The sequence below is a fragment of the Frigoribacterium sp. Leaf172 genome (genome assembly GCF_001424285.1).
GTDB lineage: Bacteria > Actinomycetota > Actinomycetes > Actinomycetales > Microbacteriaceae > Frigoribacterium.
Map to the genome: position 1 here is coordinate 195891 of NZ_LMPB01000003.1, position 16126 is coordinate 212016.

Annotated in this window: 16 protein-coding genes and 1 tRNA gene; 10 read left to right on the forward strand and 7 right to left on the reverse strand. The window is 71.4% G+C overall.

Annotated features, from left to right (window positions below; translation table 11 throughout):
• The 3 genes from ASF89_RS12470 to ASF89_RS12480 are packed head-to-tail and all read right to left on the reverse strand — an operon-like array spanning position 1 to position 2925.
• A complete protein-coding gene (locus ASF89_RS12470; RefSeq protein WP_055815279.1) occupies positions 1–1122 on the reverse strand; it encodes an NAD(P)-binding domain-containing protein in 1122 nt (373 codons plus the stop codon).
• Positions 1119–2399 (reverse strand): hypothetical protein, encoded by a 1281-nt coding sequence (locus ASF89_RS12475; RefSeq protein WP_156463409.1) that lies wholly within the window; start codon positions 2397–2399, stop codon positions 1119–1121. The genes ASF89_RS12470 and ASF89_RS12475 overlap by 4 nt, the downstream gene beginning before the upstream one ends.
• Positions 2389–2925 (reverse strand): RNA polymerase sigma factor, encoded by a 537-nt coding sequence (locus ASF89_RS12480; protein WP_235476328.1) that lies wholly within the window; start codon positions 2923–2925, stop codon positions 2389–2391. The genes ASF89_RS12475 and ASF89_RS12480 overlap by 11 nt, the downstream gene beginning before the upstream one ends.
• Before the next feature lie 237 nt (positions 2926–3162).
• On the opposite strand from ASF89_RS12480, the gene ASF89_RS12485 reads away from it, so the two are divergent.
• From ASF89_RS12485 to aqpZ, 3 genes are all read left to right on the forward strand, one after another.
• Positions 3163–3600 (forward strand): Asp23/Gls24 family envelope stress response protein, encoded by a 438-nt coding sequence (locus ASF89_RS12485; RefSeq protein ID WP_055815286.1) that lies wholly within the window; start codon positions 3163–3165, stop codon positions 3598–3600.
• A gap of 119 nt (positions 3601–3719) precedes the next feature.
• The gene (locus ASF89_RS12490; protein ID WP_055815289.1) at positions 3720–4109 is read left to right on the forward strand and encodes a phage holin family protein; all 390 of its coding nucleotides are present in this window, start codon (positions 3720–3722) and stop codon (positions 4107–4109) included.
• Between the two features lie 56 nt (positions 4110–4165).
• Positions 4166–4945, forward strand: a complete 780-nt coding sequence (aqpZ, locus tag ASF89_RS12495; protein WP_082490001.1) for an aquaporin Z — start codon at positions 4166–4168, stop codon at positions 4943–4945.
• Positions 4946–4958: 13 nt separating this feature from the next.
• Here aqpZ and ASF89_RS12500 read toward each other — a convergent pair whose 3' ends face one another.
• Positions 4959–6422 carry an MFS transporter gene (locus ASF89_RS12500; protein ID WP_082475012.1) on the reverse strand — a complete coding sequence of 488 codons (1464 nt, stop codon included), beginning with the start codon at positions 6420–6422 and terminating at the stop codon, positions 4959–4961.
• 102 nt (positions 6423–6524) lie between these two features.
• On the opposite strand from ASF89_RS12500, the gene ASF89_RS12505 reads away from it, so the two are divergent.
• Entirely contained in the window at positions 6525–7088 is a 564-nt protein-coding gene (locus tag ASF89_RS12505) for a TetR family transcriptional regulator (RefSeq protein WP_055815292.1), read from the forward strand.
• Between the two features lie 92 nt (positions 7089–7180).
• Here ASF89_RS12505 and ASF89_RS12510 read toward each other — a convergent pair whose 3' ends face one another.
• On the reverse strand, positions 7181–7477 hold the full coding sequence (locus ASF89_RS12510) for a helix-turn-helix domain-containing protein (RefSeq protein ID WP_055815295.1): 297 nt from the start codon (positions 7475–7477) through the stop codon (positions 7181–7183).
• A gap of 127 nt (positions 7478–7604) precedes the next feature.
• Between ASF89_RS12510 and ASF89_RS12515 the strand changes: the two genes are divergently transcribed.
• Entirely contained in the window at positions 7605–8798 is a 1194-nt protein-coding gene (locus ASF89_RS12515) for a mannosyltransferase family protein (protein ID WP_055815298.1), read from the forward strand.
• Here the strand turns inward: ASF89_RS12515 and ASF89_RS12520 are convergent.
• On the reverse strand, positions 8789–9046 hold the full coding sequence (locus tag ASF89_RS12520; RefSeq protein ID WP_156463410.1) for a hypothetical protein: 258 nt from the start codon (positions 9044–9046) through the stop codon (positions 8789–8791). The two genes, ASF89_RS12515 and ASF89_RS12520, sit on opposite strands and share 10 nt — an antisense overlap.
• A gap of 143 nt (positions 9047–9189) precedes the next feature.
• Complete coding sequence (locus tag ASF89_RS12525; RefSeq protein WP_055815304.1) at positions 9190–10455, reverse strand: ROK family protein; 1266 nt, start codon at positions 10453–10455, stop codon at positions 9190–9192.
• Positions 10456–10594: 139 nt separating this feature from the next.
• Between ASF89_RS12525 and ASF89_RS12530 the strand changes: the two genes are divergently transcribed.
• The 5 genes from ASF89_RS12530 to ASF89_RS12550 all read left to right on the forward strand — a co-directional run bounded on the left by ASF89_RS12530 (position 10595) and on the right by ASF89_RS12550 (position 16085).
• Positions 10595–11884, forward strand: a complete 1290-nt coding sequence (locus ASF89_RS12530) for an ABC transporter substrate-binding protein (RefSeq protein ID WP_200937178.1) — start codon at positions 10595–10597, stop codon at positions 11882–11884.
• Positions 11881–12774 (forward strand): carbohydrate ABC transporter permease, encoded by an 894-nt coding sequence (locus tag ASF89_RS12535; RefSeq protein WP_055795264.1) that lies wholly within the window; start codon positions 11881–11883, stop codon positions 12772–12774. Before ASF89_RS12530 ends, ASF89_RS12535 begins: the two co-directional genes overlap by 4 nt.
• Entirely contained in the window at positions 12774–13700 is a 927-nt protein-coding gene (locus ASF89_RS12540) for a carbohydrate ABC transporter permease (protein WP_082490002.1), read from the forward strand. The genes ASF89_RS12535 and ASF89_RS12540 overlap by 1 nt, the downstream gene beginning before the upstream one ends.
• Before the next feature lie 65 nt (positions 13701–13765).
• Positions 13766–15472 (forward strand): glycoside hydrolase family 13 protein, encoded by a 1707-nt coding sequence (locus ASF89_RS12545; RefSeq protein WP_055815311.1) that lies wholly within the window; start codon positions 13766–13768, stop codon positions 15470–15472.
• A gap of 523 nt (positions 15473–15995) precedes the next feature.
• Positions 15996–16085: transfer RNA gene (locus ASF89_RS12550), tRNA-Ser, on the forward strand.
• Positions 16086–16126: the final 41 nt, after the last annotated feature.

A 16126-nucleotide genomic window follows, 5' to 3' on the forward strand; every position in this document is an offset into this window, starting at 1 on the left:
TCACCCGCGTTCGGCGTCGAGGCGCCGGACGAGCGCGGCGACCGCGGCCCGGCCGGCCCGGTTGGCCCCGACGGTCGACTGCGACGGGCCGTAGCCGATCAGGTGCACGCGGGGGTCGAGCCGGGCGGCCGTCCCGTCGAGCGGCACGCCGCCGAGCGGGCCGCGGAGTCCGAGCGGGTCGAGGTGGCCGAGATCGGCGCGGAACCCGGTCGCCCACACGACGGCGTCGACGCTCGTGCTCGAGCCGTCGGACTCGATCACGTGTCGTGGGCCGAGAGCGGTGAACATCGGTCGACGGACGAGCACGCCCCGCCGGCGGGCGTCGACGGCGTACGACGTCCAGCCGAGACCGGTGTACGAGACGATGCTCGCCGGCTCGCGGCCCGCCGCGGCGTCGACCGCCACCCGGCGCTCGACGTCGACGCCGTCGAGGCTCTGCGTGAAGTCGTGGTCGAGGAACACCGGTTCGCGCCGCGTGTACCAGAGCGTCGTCGCGACCCGGCTGATCTCGTCGAGCAGCTGCACGGCTGAGATCCCGCCGCCGACGATCGCCACCCGCTGCCCGGCGAAGGCCTCCGCCGCGACGTAGTCGCGGGTGTGCAGCTGGGTGCCGGTGAAGAGGTCGCGCCCCGGCAGGTCGGGGACGCGGGGCGTGTTCCAGGTGCCGGTCGCGTTGACGACGACCCGCGCCTCCCAGGCTCCGGCGGACGTCTCGAGACGCAGCGGGCCGTCGGGGTCGTCGTCGACGGCGCGCACCGAGTCGACGTGCACCGGTCGAAGGATCGCGAGATCGTCGGCGGCCTCGTAGGCGGCGAAGTAGCGGGGCACGGCCGTGCGGCTGGGCTCGGCCGGATCGACCGGGGGCAGCGGCATGCCGGGCAGGTCGAAGATGCCGTTCACCGTGGCCATCCGCAGCGACTCCCAGCGGTGCTGCCACGCGCCTCCCGGGTGCTGCTCGGCGTCCAGCACGACGAAGGTGCGGGCGCCGCCGCCGTCGCTGCCGCTGCTGGCGGCGTCGCCGTCGAGCGCCGAGGTGAAGCCGCGCCGCCGCAGGTGGTGGGCTGCCGAGAGACCGGCCTGCCCACCGCCCACGACGACGACGGTCGCGTGCCGTGCGGTCATCGCGCGGCGATGATGCTCTCGGCGACCTGCACGAGACGCGGAGCCTGAGAGGCGCTGCCGGGCCCCTCGTAGATCACGCGCATCCACGAGTCGTCGACGAGGACGTCGAGATAGCAGACGCTCGACATCTCGGCGCACTGGAGGAGCCCGTCCTCAGCACCCTGCACGGTCATCGTCGTGAATCCGTCGGATGCTCCCAGCCCGGCGACGGCGTACTCGCGGAACCGTTCGTAACCCCACCGCGCTCCTGCCGCGACGTGCACCTGAACGCTGGTGTAGATCGGTTGGCCGTCCTCGGCCCGAGTCGTGCCCTCCGATTGGCAGCCGTACTCGTCGGAGGCTTCGGCGACGAGCGGATTACGGCCGTCCGGGGTGCTCTCGAACCACGACTCGTCCAACGACGGGTCCGCGAAGATCGTGCCGAGCGGCGTGACCAGGTCGAGCGTCGAGCAGTCACCCGTGGCCACCCACCGTTGTGAGGCGGCGGAGGCGACCCACGGTGCCCTGGCCTCGAGGGGGCGCACGACGTCGGCGATCCGTCCGAGCTGCGCGACGACGAGATCGGTCGTGTCGTCTCCGAAGTCCTGCGACTGCTCGTATTCCGCCTCGATCCAGTAGTCGCCGACGACGACCGTGGCTGCACAGCGGAACGAGGCACCGCAGGCCAGGGCCGAGTCGTCGCCGAGGCCGAGCTCGACGCCGGTCCCACCCTCCCGCTTGGCCGCGAGGGCGTCGACGGACGCCGGATCGTCGAGGCTGATGTCGACGTCGAACCCCGCGTAGTCCGCCTCGCTCGACGACATCCATGCGCAGGTCTGGACTCCGCTCTGACGGAGCGACGCCTCACGGGGCGTGAAGACCAGGCCCTCCTCCTGCTTCAGCTCCGGCGCGCGCAGCAGCGACGTCAGCGACGACTCGGTCGCGAGGGTCGCGCAGTCGATCGGCAGGTACGGCTCCGGCGTGCCGCCGACCGGCTGGGTGGACGGAGCCGCGCTCGGCTCGGGCGTGGGGGTCGCGGTGGGCGTCGGAGCCGGGGGAGTCGAGACGACCGCCGTCGGCTCGGGCTGCGCGAGGCCCTCGAAGGGCGAGGGCACGAAGCCCATGGCGACGGCGCCGCCGGCACTGCCGAGGCCGATGAGGGCGACGAGTCCGAAGGCGATGCCGAAGCGCCGACCGGGTCGACGACGGGTCGTGTCGGTGGCCCGCTCGAGGACGTTCTTCTTCATCGAGACGAGCATGCGGGTGAGGTCGTCACCGGTGGGGGGCTCAGTGTTCATCGTGCGTCACCGCCTTTCGCAGTCGCGAGCGTGTTCGGGAGACCCGTTTGGTGACCGCCCCGACGGTCATGCCGAGACGGTCGGCGGCCTCGCGGTACGAGAGACCCTCGATCAGACAGAGCTCGCAGATCGCGCGGTCGTCGGGCGAGAGGGCGTCGATGGCCTCGCGGACGAAGCGCAGCATCTCGCGCGCCTCGGCTCCGTCGGGCGCGACGAGGTCGTCGGGCAGCGCATCCGCCGCCGCGAGGGCGAGCTTGCGGCGCTGATTCGCCGCGTGGTTGCGGCAGACCACCAGCAGCCACGGCAGCAGCGAGTCGGTCGGCAGGGTCATCCCGTTGCTCTTCTTCCAGAGCGTGACGAAGGTGTCCTGCACGATCTCCTCCACATCCATGCGACTCGGCGCCAGAGCCCACGCGTACCGCGTGACCGTCGTGGCGTACCGGTCGAACAGCGCCGACAGCGCCTGCCTGCTGCCGGTCGCGGCGCGCTTGATCAACTCAGCGTCGCTCATCGTGTTCGGATCCACGTCCACCCCCTCACTAGAGGAGTGTCGCGTAAACGCCGATCCTGACCGAATCGGTCGGAATCCCCCTGCCGAGCCCGTTTGGCCGCGAAACGAGTGCGCCGCGCCATCTGTCTGGAAGCTCGCTGAAGGGCCATGACGTGGGCAGGGCTCGATGCGTCTGAATGATGTGTCCGCTTCACGGACTCGACGCCGGGGCCGCTCGCCCCGGAGTCGTCAGGAACGAAACAAGGAGAAACCATGAGCAACGTCACCCCCGCCACCACCGGGACCGCCGCCGCCAAGCACACCGCCTCCGACGCGGCCGGCAAGAACACCATCGTCGACGGCGTCGTGTCGAAGGTCGCGGGGATCGCTGCTCGTGAGGTGCCCGGGGTCCACGACCTCGGCAACGGCGCGGCCCGTGCGATCGGCGCGATCCGCAACGCGATCAACCAGCAGGACCGCGGCCAGGGCGTCTCGGTCGAGGTCGGCGAGAAGCAGGTCGCGGCCGACATCGTCATCGTCGCCGAGTACCCCGTCGAGCTGCAGAAGGTCGCCGACGACGTGCGCCAGGCCGTCACGCAGGCGATCATGCAGGTCGTCGGCATGGAGGTCGCCGAGGTCAACGTGACCATCTCCGATGTGCACATCCCCTCGGACGACGCCGACGACGCCGACGACAGCCGCGTCCAGTAGTCGCCCGCGACACCCTCCGGCCGAACGGCCGGTGACCCTCCGGACGGCCCCCGCCCACCCCTGGGCGGGGGCCGTCCGCGTGCCCGCAGACCCCTCAGACCCTCGAACCAGGAGCCACCATGACCGACGACAGCACCCCCGAGACCTCCTTCGCCGACCGCCTCCGCGGCCAGATCGGCAGCAAGGCCATCGACCCCGTCATCCGGGCGGTCCGCACCGAGATCGGCGCGGCCCGCGACGAGATCACCGGGCGGGCTCGTGACGCACGGACCGGCATCGTCCTCGTCGTCGTGGGCGCCGTCCTCGCGCTCGTCACCACGACCCTGATCGCCGCCGCCGGCGTCGTGGCCCTCGCGCTCGTGCTGCCGCTCTGGTCGGCGACGCTCGTCGTGTTCGCCGTCTTCGCCGTCGTCACCGCCCTGGTGCTCGCGGCGGGTCTCCGCGGTCTCAAGCGCGGCGTGCCGCCGGTGCCCCGCGACACCGTCCGCGACCTCACCCGACGCGACTAGGCCGACCCGCGCCTCCTCGTCCCCTCCCGCCCCACCGAACCCGAGAGCACAGCCCCATGTCGAACAGAAAGCCCGTCAGCCGATCCACCACCGAACAGCGCACCCGGAAGGCCGAGGGCTACTCGGGCGGTGCGCGCTACGCCTCCGAGGCGTTCGGCGCGTTCCTCCTCGTGATGGGCGGCGTCGGCACGGCCGTCTACGCGTCGTCCTTCCCCGACGAGGCGAACACACTCGGCGTCGGGTTCGTCGGCGTCGCGCTGGCCTTCGGCCTCAGCGTCATGGCCGGCATCTACACGGTCGGCCACATCTCGGGCGGCCACTTCAACCCCGCCGTGACTCTCGGCTTCGCCGTCGCGGGCCGGACCGAGTGGAGGCACGTGCCCGGGTACGTCATCGCCCAGATCGTCGGCGGGCTCGCGGGTGCGGGCGTGGTCGCCGCCGTCGCGGCCGGCGGACCGGCGGGCTACCTCGACACCGCACGCGAGTCGGGCTTCGCCTCGAACGGCTTCGGCGCCTCGTCGCCCGGCGGGTTCGGGCTCGGCGCGGTGCTCCTCGCGGAGGTCGTGCTGACCGCCGTGTTCGTCGGGGTCATCCTGTCGGTCACCGCGAAGTCCGAGTACAAGGCGATCGCCCCGCTCGCGATCGGCCTGACGCTGACGCTCGTGCACCTGATCAGCATCCCGGTCAGCAACACGTCGGTGAACCCGGCCCGCTCGATCGCGGCGGCCGTCGTCGCCGGGCCGGACGCGCTCGGCCAGCTGTGGGTGTTCATCGTGGCGCCGCTCGCGGGCGCCGTGATCGCGGGCGGGGCCACGCTGCTGCTGCGCCGCCGCTGAGCGCGGGCGGGCCTCAGCCCATGTGCACGACGGGGCCGGAGGGCAGCAGGTCCTCCTTCGAGCCGCGGATCATGAAGAAGCTGATCGGAGCGGCGATGAGGGCGGCGATCGCGGCGCCGACGAACGCGGCCTGGTAGCCGTCGACGAGGGTGCCGAGTCCCTGCAGGTCGCTGCCGGCCACGGCCGAGGCGTACAGGTTCGTGTAGACCGCGAGGCCGATCGAGCCGCCGATCTGCATCATCGCGTTCGAGGTCGCGCTCGCGGCTCCGGCCTCGTGCGGGGCGACGCCGGCGAGGGCGAGGTTCTGCATCGGCACGAAGATGCCGGCGAGGCCGACGCCCATCACGATCAGCGCGGGCAGCACGTGCGTCGCGTAGGCGCCGTCGACCGTGATGAACGACAGCCAGAAGAGACCGGCGGCGGCCACGATCGGGCCGACGATCATGAGGATGCGCGGGCCGACGACCGGCAGCAGCTTCGTCAGGATCGGCGCCATCACCATGATGACGAGGGTCATCGGCAGCGTGGCGAGACCGGCTTCGAGGGGCCCGAAGCCGAGCACGATCTGCAGGTGGAACGTCAGGTAGAGGAGGGCGCCGATCATGACGCTGCCGACGATCAGCTGCACGAGGAACGCTCCGCCGCGCACCCGGTTCGTCAGCACGCCGAGCGGCAGGAGGGGGTGGTCGCTGCGCTTCTGGATCAGCACGAACAGAGCCAGCAGGCCGGCGCCCAGTGCGATGAAGCCGATGACCACGGCCGAGCCCCAGCCGTCTTCGGCCTGCGTGAAGCCGTAGACGAGCGAGGCGAGTCCGAGCGCGACGACGATGGTTCCTGCGACGTCGAGGCGGTTGTCGCCCTCGGCCTTGCTCTCGCGCACGACGAGCGCGGCGGCGATGATCGCGACGATCACGATCGGCACGTTGACGAGCAGGCACCAGCGCCAGCTGACGAACTCGGTCAGCACGCCGCCGAGCACGAGGCCGACGGCCGCGCCGGCACCCGAGATGGCGCCGAAGACGGCGAAGGCGGTGTTGCGCTCGCGCCCGCGGTCGAAGGTGGTGGTGAGGACGGCGAGGGCGGCCGGTGCGAGCAGCGCGGCGAAGACGCCCTGCAGGGCGCGGGCCGTGACGAGCAGCTCGCCGGTCGAGACGAGTCCGCCGAAGGCCGAGGCCGCGCCGAAGCCGATCATGCCGACGATGAAGGTGCGCTTGCGTCCCCAGAAGTCGGCGATGCGTCCGCCGAGCAGCAGCAGGGCGCCGAAGGCGAGGGCGTAGGCCGTGACGACCCACTGGCGGTTCTCGTCGCTCAGGCCGAGCTCGGCCTGAGCCTGGGGCAGCGCGATGTTGACGATCGTGCCGTCGAGCACGACGACGAGCTGGGCGAGCCCGACGATGACGAGCACCCACCAGCGGCGGGACGAGGGAGGCGCGGTGCGGTTCGCGCCGGTGGCGGGCGTTGCTTGTGAGGTGGTCACTGTTCTCCTGGTCTGGGGTGCCGCACGACGAGGCGGCGGCCGTCGTGGACGGATCGATACTACCTACTGGTTGGTTGGCTCGTAAGCGGCTACGGTCATCTCATGGCCTACGACGCTGACGAGACGCGCCGCCGCATCCTCGCGGCGGCGACGGCGGAGTTCGCCGAGCACGGTCTCGCCGGGGCCCGGGTCGACCGCATCGCCACCGCGGCCGGCTGCAGCAAAGAGCGCCTCTACGCCCACTTCGGCGACAAGGAGGCGCTGTTCACCGCAGTGCTGAACCGCTCGTTCGCCGCACTCGGCGAGGCCGCGGCCCCGCCGTTCGCCACCGCGCCCGACTTCGCCGTCGCGATCTTCGACCACCTCGTGGCGCATCCCGAGAACCACCGGCTGCTCGGCTGGGCCCGGCTCGAGCAGCGGCACGACTGGGCGTCGTCGTTCGCCGTCCTCGACGAGGTGCGCCGCACCTCCGTCGGTCATCTCGACCGTCTGGTCGGCGACCGGGTCGACTGGTCGCCCGACGACCTCTTCGCTCTCGTGCTGTCGATCGCCACGGCCTGGATGCAGCTGCCGGGGCTCCCGCACGACCGCCACGACGGGCCCGGTCTCGACGCTCAGCGCGCCATCGTCCGTGAGGTCGTGGCGCGCCTCCTCGGCCCCGCGTAGTCGAGCGACCGCTCAGTCGGCCGCCCGTCGCAGGATCTCGATGCCCGTCGTGAACGACCTCTCGACGTGGACTTCTAGGGCATCGTGCCTGGTCATCGCACGCGCTTCCGGACGATGAGGTCTGCTCGCGCCCGCCCGAGATCGGTCGTCAAGGGATCGAGCGACTCCGTGATCGTCTCGAGTACCCCGAGGGCCCGCGCGACGCGGAGGACGACAGGGAAGCCGACGGACGGGTCGCCATGCTCCAGCTTGCGGAGCGTGGCCCGAGTGACGTCGGCGCGATCCGCCACCTGCTCGGCCGTCAGTCCGAGGACCTTCCGCCATCCGGTGAGGTCGGCGCCGATGTCGGCGGCTGACTGCATGATGGCTCGGGGAATGGGGCCTGACATCGGGTGCCTCCTTCTGGGCGACGAACGCCGCCTCGTTCGCCCTGCGCCCCGCCCGGGGGCCTCGCGGTTCGTCCCACGACCTTCTCAGGGCCGCTGTACCCCGGCGCCGACGCTCTAGGCTCGCGGGGTGCTGCAGACCGTCGCGACCCGGGTGAGATCCGCGCCGCCGGTGGTGGTCGTGCTGGTGCTCTACGCCCTGTCGCGGGTCGTCTCGAGCGCCTGGCTCGCGGGGCTCTTCACCCTGGCGACCTCGCAGGGGTGGGAGTTCGCGAGCAGACGGAGCGACCCGTCGTTCGCGTCGTTCTCGGGCTCGTGGGACGCCAGCTTCTATCGGACGATCGCCCAGCAGGGCTACCCCACCGAGCTGCCCCTCGACGAGCAGGGCGAGGTAGCCGTCAACCCCTGGGCGTTCCTGCCGGTGTTCCCGGCCGTGGTGCGGTTCGTCGCGACGGTGCTGGGCGTCGACCTGGCGGGCAACGCGTTCTTCGCGATCGGACTCGTCGTCGCCACGATCGCCGGAGGCGGTGCCGCCGTCCTCCTGCACCGCATCGTCACCGAGACGGTCGGCGCCCCGAACGCGATGTGGGCCGTCGCCCTCTTCTGCTTCGGCCCGACGGCCTTCGTGCTTCAGGTCGCCTACGCCGAGAGCCTGATGCTGATGCTCGTGTTCGCGGCGCTGCTGATGATGATCCGCCGCCGGTACCTGCTGATGCTGCCGTTCGCCGTCGTCGCCGCCTTCACCCGCCCCGGGGTGCTCGCCCTCGCCCTCGGCCTCGCGGTGACCGGGATCGTCCGACTCGTCCGCGAGAGGGAGGGCTTCCGGAGGCGCGAGAGGGTCGCACTCGTCGTCACGGGCCTCGTCGTCGCGGCGGCGGGTCTCGCGTGGCCGGTCATCGCCGACGCCGTCACCGGGCGCCCCGGGGCCTACGTCGACACCGAGCTGTCGTGGTGGGTCGGATTCGTCGGGCGGCAGCACTTCGTGCCCCTCACCCCGTGGTTCGTCATGGCGACGACGTTCCTCGGCGTCGCGGGGGCGGTGCTCGTGCTCGCCGTGCTGGCGCTCGCGGTCCGCTTCTTCGCGAAGCGGTCGACCCGGGCGCTCGGCGTCGAGGTGTGGTCGTACTCGGCCGCGTACGTGCTCTACCTCGTGGCGGTGTTCCTGCCGCAGCAGAGTCTGCCGCGGCTGCTCATGCCGGTCGCGCCGCTGCTCGGGCACCCCGCGATCGCCGCGTCACCGCGCCTCCGGAGATCGCTGCTCGCCGCGGGCGTCACCCTGCAGCCCGTCGCCGTGGTGCTGCTCTGGTTCGTCGGCTACCCCTGAGCCGGGGCGTCGCCGTCGCCGTGCTCCGGGTCGTCGTCGCCGAAGTCCAGCTGGATGTCCGCGATCTCGAACCGCGCGGACGTCCGCGGCGAGACGAGGACCGACACCTCGCCGCGACCGAGGGCGGAGAACTCGACGAAGGCCGCGTTCGCGCTGCCGGCCAGGATCTCGGCCCGCAGGCTCGTGGTGTCGAGTTCGGGGTCGAGGAAGAACGACTGCCCGTCGATGTGCAGGGTGGTGGTCCTCATGCGGTGCTCGTCTCGTCGGTTCTCGCCTCGGGCGCCGGCTGATCCGGCACGGCGCCAGGCCACGCTAGGCGGTCGATGACGCGTCGCGCGACGTCCGCGGGGCCATCGGACCGGCCGCACTCGCATCGCGGACAGCGCCGGGGTCACCCGCCGACGGTCAGGTCGAAGGCGTGCTCGCGGACGTGCGCGACGGCCCGCTCGACCGCGCCGAGCGTCACCACCTGGTCGCCGAGGGTCGATGCGACGACCTCGGGCGCATCGCGGTGCGTGAAGTGGCTCAGCCAGGGGGTGGTCCGCTCGAGAAGCAGCCCGATCGACGGTGCGAGGGCGCCCGCGACGACGATCCGGTCGACGTCGAGCATGCCGCTGAGCACGGCGCACACGCGGCCGAGGCGCTCGGCGGCGCGCTCGACGAGTCGCAGGGCGGTCGCGTCGCCGGCGTCGGCCGCCGCCAGCACCGCGGGGGCCTCGAGCTCGTCGTCGGGGAGGCCGTTCAGCGGCGACCCTGCGGGGATGGTGCGCAACGACCGCGCGAGTCTCACGGACTCGCGCAGCACGGCGCCGATCCCGTCGGCCGACTCGACGCCCTGCACCAGGTCGAGGAGGCGCATCTCGCCCGCCGCCCCGCGGCTGCCCCGCACGAGCGACCCGTCGAGCACGAACCCGGCGCCGAACCGCTCGCCGGCCAGCAGGGTCACGAACGAGAGGGCGCGCGCGTCGCCGGCGGACGCCGCGGGGGCCGTCGCGGCGGCCTCGGCCACGGCGGCGAGGTTCGCGTCGTTCTCGACGACGACCATCCACCCCCGCGCCGCGAAGAGTCCGACGAAGTCGGGGTTCATGTGGGTCCAGAAGTCGGCGCCGACCTCGTTCGGCGATCGGCCCTCGGCGTTCGCCGGGGCCGGCACCCCGAGGGCGATCGCGAGCACGTCGACCGGGTCGACGCCCGACTCGAGCAGGACGTCGTCGACGAGGCGCGACACGGCCAGTCGGCGGTCGCCCGACGAGCCCGCGGGGTCGATCCGCCGCGCCACCCGGCCGACCACGTGCCCGCGCAGATCGGCGACGACCGCGGTCATGTGGTGCTGGCCGGCGTCCACGCCGACCACGTGACCGGCGCGGACGTCGAGCGCGTAACGCCGCGCGGGTCGACCCGTGCGGTAGTCGCCGGTCGAGCGGGCGTCGGCGAGCACGCGCAGCCAGCCGCGGTCGATGAGCTCGTCGCAGACCCCGATCACCGTCGACCTCGTCAGACCGGTCAAGGCGATGAGATCGCTCGCCGTCAGCGCGTCGGCGCTCCAGGCGTGCCGGAGCACCTCGGTCGCGTTCATCCGGCGCAGCACGCTCGGCGAGGTGACCCCGTTGGGGGAGGCGACCCCGTTCGACGACGCGACCCGTCTCGTGGGGGTCATGCGCGCCTCCTCGGCTCCGGTGGCCCGTGATCGGGACACCCCATGGTGCCACGCGCCGGATTGATCTAGTGTCTAAATCTAGACACCTGATCAACTCGACCCGGCAGCGACGCCCGGTCGCGACCCGGGAGATGACGACGTGCCCACACCCCCCTTGCCCTCGGGAGCCGGCCTCAGCCGCCGCGCTCTCCTCGGCGGCATCGGCGCCGCCGGGGCGGCCCTGCTGCTGGCTGGCTGCGCCCCCTCGGGAGTCCGCTCCGGCGGGCGGACCGAGATCACCTTCTACCAGACCAAGCCCGAGGCGATCGGCTACTTCTCGGACCTCGTCGACCGCTTCAACGCGTCGCAGTCGTCGATCCGCGTGGTGCACGACTCGACCTCGGGCATCGCGGCCGGCTTCGTCCGCGGCAACCCGCCCGACATCGCGGCCTTCACCTACAACCTCGAGATGGCCCGCTTCATGGAGCGGGGGGCGTTGAGCGACCTGAGCGACATGCCCGAGGCGGCGACGATCCGCCCCGAGGTGCAGCAGCTCGTCGACCAGTACGCGACCTACCCGGGCCGGACGAGCGTGCTGCCGTACTCGATCACGGCCGCGTCGGTCATCTACGACCAGCGGCTGTTCGCCGACCGCGGCGTCGAGGTGCCCACCACGTGGGAGGAGTTCCTCGCGGCCTGCCAGACCTTCACGAGCGCCGGGGTCACGCCGATCTACAGCACCTTCAAAGAGCCGTGGACGGTCGCGCAGGGCCTGTTCGACTACACGACGGGCGGGATGCTCGACGTGGCCGACTTCTACGAGCGGATGAACGCCGAGGGCACGGCCGTCGGACGGACGGGCTCGGTGTCGTTCGAGAAGGACTTCGCCGAGCCGGTCGACCGCATGATCCAGCTCGCGGGTCTCTCGAACCCGAACCGCAACAGCCGCGGCTACGGCGACGGCAACCTCGCGATGGCCGAAGGTCAGGCCGCGATGCTCATGCAGGGTCCCTGGGCGCTCGGCGAGATCTCTAAGTCGAACCCCGACGCCCGGATCGGCACCTTCCCCCTGCCCATGACCGCCGACCCCGACGACCGCAAGGTCCGCGTCAACCTCGACCTCGCGCTCTGGGTACCCGAGTCGTCGAGCAAGAAGAGCGCGGCCAGAGAGTTCCTGAGCTATCTCATGCAGCCCGACATCCATGACGCGTACAACCGCGACTTCCTCGCCTTCGGCACGACGACCACCGCGCCGCCGGTCACCGACGAGCGGATCGTCGGCATGCAGACCTACTACGACGAGGCCCGCTTCTACCAGGGCGCCTCGAAGGCGATCCCGCTGACCATCCCCGCCGAGAACTACGTGCAGGGGATCGTCACGGGGGCGAGCGCCCAAGGCACGCTCCGCACGATGGACGCCGACTGGCGTCGTCTGGCGCTCCGCGCATGAGCGCCGTCGACAAGGCAGTGCCGCGACGCCGCGGCAGGCGGACCGACCCGGTCTTCTACCTCTTCCTGCTGCCGACGCTGGCGATGTTCACCCTCGCCATCACGCTGCCGGCCGCGATGGGCGTGTTCTTCAGCTTCACGAACTCGATCGGATTCGGCGACTTCGACATGGTCGGGGTCACGAACTACGTGGCCATGGCGACCGACCCGGCGATCCTCGGCTCGTACGGCTTCACGATGGGCTTCGCCCTCGTGACCGTGCTCGCCGTCAACGTGATCGCGCTGCTGCTGGCGATCGGGCTGACCTCGCGGATCTCGGCGAAGAACGCCCTCCGGGCCGTGTTCGTCATCCCGATGGTCATCTCGGGCATCATCATCGCGTTCGTCTTCAACTTCCTGTTCTCGAACTCGGTGCCGGCCCTCGGTGCGGCGCTGGGCATCGACTCGCTGCGCGACAGCATCCTGGCGAACGCCGACACCGCCTGGATCGGCATCGTCATCGTGACCGCGTGGCAGGCGATCCCGAGCACGCTGCTCATTTACATCGCCGGTCTGCTCGCCATCCCGGGCGAGGTCTACGAGGCCGGCGCGCTCGACGGCGCCTCGGGCTGGAAGCAGCTGAAGTCGATCACCCTGCCGCTCGTCGCCGGGTACATCGTCATCAACACGATCATCGGCTTCAAGAACTTCCTGAACTCGTACGACATCATCGTCGGCCTCACGAACGGCGGACCGGGCACGTCGACCCGCAGCATCGCGATGACGATCTTCTCGGGCTTCACCGGCGGCGACTACGCGTACCAGATGGCCAACGCGACGATCTTCTTCCTGATCGCCGTGGCGATCGCCCTCGTGCAACTCCGGATCACCCGCGGAAAGGCGGCCGTCTGATGGCTGACACTGCCCTCGTCACTCCGACCCTGTCCGACGCGCCGACCCCCGGAGGCGCGGGTCGCGACGCCGACGCCCCCACCCGTCGCCGTCGTGGCCGGGTCGGTCAGGAGCGACCCAACCGTCTCGTCACGGTGCTGCTCGCCCTCGCCTCGCTCACCGTGCTCGTGCCGATCTACGTGACGGTGACGATGGCGCTCAAGACGAGCGCGCAGGCGGTCGACGGCAACGCGTTCAGCCTGCCGGCTCCTCTCGACCTCACGAACTTCGCGGCGGCGTGGCGGCTGACCGACTTCCCGCGGGCGTTCGCGATCTCGACGCTCGTGACCGCGGCCACGGTGATCGGCACCGTGGTGCTCGCGTCGATGGCGTCGTACGCGATCTCGCGCAACTGGGATCGCAAGCTCTTCCGGTACTCGTTCTTCTACCTCCTCGCGGCGATGTTCCTGCCGTTCCCCGTGGTGGCGCTGTCGCAGATCAAGCTCACCGGGCTGGTCGGGCTCGACAACCCCGGCGGCGTCGCGGTGCTGCACATCATGTTCCAGCTGTCGTTCTCGTTGCTGCTGTTCACGGCGTTCCTCCGCTCGCTGCCCGAAGAGCTCGAAGAGAGCGCGCGCCTCGACGGCGCGAGCACCTGGCAGGTCTTCTGGCGGCTGGTCTTCCCGCTGCTCGCCCCCATGAGCGCGACGGTCGGGATCTTCGCGTTCCTGGCATCGTGGAACGACTTCGCGATGCCGTCCCTGATCACCGCCGACCCGTCGCTGCAGACGCTCCCGGTGCTGCAGCAGATCTTCCAGACCCAGTTCAGCAACGACTACAACGTCGCCTTCGCCTCGTACCTCATGGCGATGGCCCCGGCGATCGTCGTCTACCTCGTCACCCAGCGCTGGGTGATGGCCGGGGTGACGCAGGGCGCGATCAAGTAGACCCGCCCCGTTCCCCGACCCGCGCCTCCTGATCACCCCACCCCTCGAAAGGACGTCGCTCCTCGATGACCGACACGCTCCAGACCTCACCCACGACCCAGCTGCTGACCGACGACGCCACCTGGTGGCGCCAGGCGGCCGTCTACCAGATCTACCCCCGCAGCTTCGCCGACTCGAACGGCGACGGGATCGGCGACCTGCCCGGCATCACCGCCAAGGTGCCGTACCTGACGACGCTCGGCGTCGACGCGGTCTGGCTCAGCCCGTTCTATCCGTCGGCCCTCGCCGACGGCGGCTACGACGTCGACGACTACCGCGACGTCGACCCGAAGATCGGCACGCTCGCCCAGTTCGACGAGATGATCACGGCGCTGCACGGCGCGGGCATCAAAGTGATCGTCGACCTCGTGCCGAACCACTCCTCCGACCGGCACGTCTGGTTCCAGGAGGCTCTGGCGGCGCCCGCCGGATCGCCGGCCCGCGCCCGCTACATCTTCCGAGACGGTCTCGGCGAGAACGGCGAGCTGCCGCCGTCGGACTGGACCTCGATCTTCGGCGGTCCCGCCTGGACGCGCGTCGCCGACGGTCAGTGGTACCTGCACTCGTTCGCGAGCGAGCAGCCCGACTGGGACTGGGACAACCAGGAGGTGCGCGAGGACTTCCTGACGACGCTGCGGTTCTGGTCGGATCGCGGGGTCGACGGGTTCCGCGTGGACGTCGCGCACGGTCTCGCGAAGAGCCTGCCCGAGGTGCTGCCCTCGAAGGCCGAGCTCGACGCCCTGCCGAAGGCCGACGGCGACCACCCCCTGTGGGATCGCGACGCCGTGCACGAGATCTACGCCACCTGGCGCGAGGTCTTCGACTCGTACGACCCGCCCCGCACGGCCGTGGCCGAGGCCTGGGTCGAGCCCGCCCGTCGTGCGAAGTACGCCAGCGCGTCGGGTCTCGGTCAGGCGTTCAACTTCGACCTGCTCGAGGCGGACTTCGACGCCGAGTCGTTCCACGACATCATCACGTTCAACCTCAAGGCCGCGGAGGAGTCCGGGTCGTCGACCACCTGGGTCTTCTCGAACCACGACGTGGTGCGGCACCCGACCCGCTACGGGCTGCCCCCGCTGGCGGGCCGTGAGATCAAGCAGGGCGCCGAGTGGCTGCTCGCCGGGGGCGACGCGTCCGAGGTCGACGCCGAGCGCGGACTCCGTCGCGCGCGCGCCGCGTCGCTCTTCATGCTCGGCCTGCCGGGCTCGGCGTACATCTACCAGGGCGAGGAGCTCGGGCTGCCCGAGGTCGGCGACATCCCCGAGGCGCAGCGCCAGGACCCGGCGTTCTTCCGCAACCCGGGCGTCGACGTCGGTCGTGACGGCTGCCGCGTGCCGCTGCCGTGGGAGCGCTCGGGCGAGTCGTTCGGCTTCGGCCCCGGCCCGGCGCACCTGCCGCAGCCGGCGTGGTTCGGCGACTTCTCGGTCGAGGCCGAAGAGGACGACCCGGCCTCGACGCTCTCCCTCTATCGCGCGGCGCTCGCGGCGCGACGCGAGCTGCAGGCCGACGAGACCCTGACCTGGGAGGCGGTGGCCGACACGGGCGCCGTGGCCGGGGCCGAGCCGCAGGTGCTGCACTTCTCCCGCCCCGGCGGCTGGCACGTGGTCTGCAACTTCGGACCGACCCCGGTGGCGCTGCCCGCCGGCGAGGTGCTCGTCGCGAGCGGTCCGCTCGGCGAGGCCGGCTCCGACTCGGTGCTGCCGGGCGAGACGGCGGTCTGGCTGCGGGCGTAGTCGCACCGCGCCTCCTCGGCGTCGCTCGGGCCAAGGGCCGTCCCGGTGAGTAACCAGCTCACCGGGACGACCGGGTCCCACACGGCGGCCCGAACCGGCACGTATGAGTGCCCTGCGGTGCCGGGATCAGGGGCGGCACCGCAGGGCGTCGGTGCGCCGTCCACTATGACGGCGAGAGTGCCCGCAGAGCGACGCCTTCGGGGGCGTCGCCCAGGTCGGGGGGGGCGACCGGGCACGGCGACGTCCGCTGGTCGAGACCCATGCGCCGGGGGGAGCGCGATCCGTGCTGTCGGATCAGGTGTGCCTCGGCCGTCGCCGGCGTCAAGGGGTACTCTATGGGTCCGCATATGGGGGGACAAGCCCGATCGTGTCCCCCGAGCGGGGGGTCGTCGGGTGAACCTGCCGCCTGTCGCGGGTGAGACCCGCGCCGTTCCGGGGCTGTGAGATGGCCGAGGAGGCGCGGTTCGCTTCGCCCCCGACTCCGGGTATGCTTGTCGAGCGCGTTCGCTCTGCGGCGCGTGATGGAGCCGTCGCATAGTTCGGCCTAGTGCACCACCCTGCTAAGGTGGAGTTCCCTTTGTGGGAACCGTGGGTTCAAATCCCACCGGCTCCGCTGGACCCCGTTGAGTTGTGATCTCGCCAGATCAGTTCACG

Coding starts and splice junctions, on each gene's coding strand:
- aqpZ (WP_082490001.1), top strand. CDS start 4,166: ATGTCGAACAGAAAGCCCGTCAGCCGATCCACCACCGAACAGCGCACC.
- ASF89_RS12470 (WP_055815279.1), bottom strand. CDS start 1,122: ATGACCGCACGGCACGCGACCGTCGTCGTCGTGGGCGGTGGGCAGGCC.
- ASF89_RS12485 (WP_055815286.1), top strand. CDS start 3,163: ATGAGCAACGTCACCCCCGCCACCACCGGGACCGCCGCCGCCAAGCAC.
- ASF89_RS12520 (WP_156463410.1), bottom strand. CDS start 9,046: ATGAGGACCACCACCCTGCACATCGACGGGCAGTCGTTCTTCCTCGAC.
- ASF89_RS12475 (WP_156463409.1), bottom strand. CDS start 2,399: ATGAACACTGAGCCCCCCACCGGTGACGACCTCACCCGCATGCTCGTC.
- ASF89_RS12540 (WP_082490002.1), top strand. CDS start 12,774: ATGGCTGACACTGCCCTCGTCACTCCGACCCTGTCCGACGCGCCGACC.
- ASF89_RS12525 (WP_055815304.1), bottom strand. CDS start 10,455: ATGACCCCCACGAGACGGGTCGCGTCGTCGAACGGGGTCGCCTCCCCC.
- ASF89_RS12535 (WP_055795264.1), top strand. CDS start 11,881: ATGAGCGCCGTCGACAAGGCAGTGCCGCGACGCCGCGGCAGGCGGACC.
- ASF89_RS12505 (WP_055815292.1), top strand. CDS start 6,525: ATGGCCTACGACGCTGACGAGACGCGCCGCCGCATCCTCGCGGCGGCG.
- ASF89_RS12490 (WP_055815289.1), top strand. CDS start 3,720: ATGACCGACGACAGCACCCCCGAGACCTCCTTCGCCGACCGCCTCCGC.
- ASF89_RS12510 (WP_055815295.1), bottom strand. CDS start 7,477: ATGTCAGGCCCCATTCCCCGAGCCATCATGCAGTCAGCCGCCGACATC.
- ASF89_RS12545 (WP_055815311.1), top strand. CDS start 13,766: ATGACCGACACGCTCCAGACCTCACCCACGACCCAGCTGCTGACCGAC.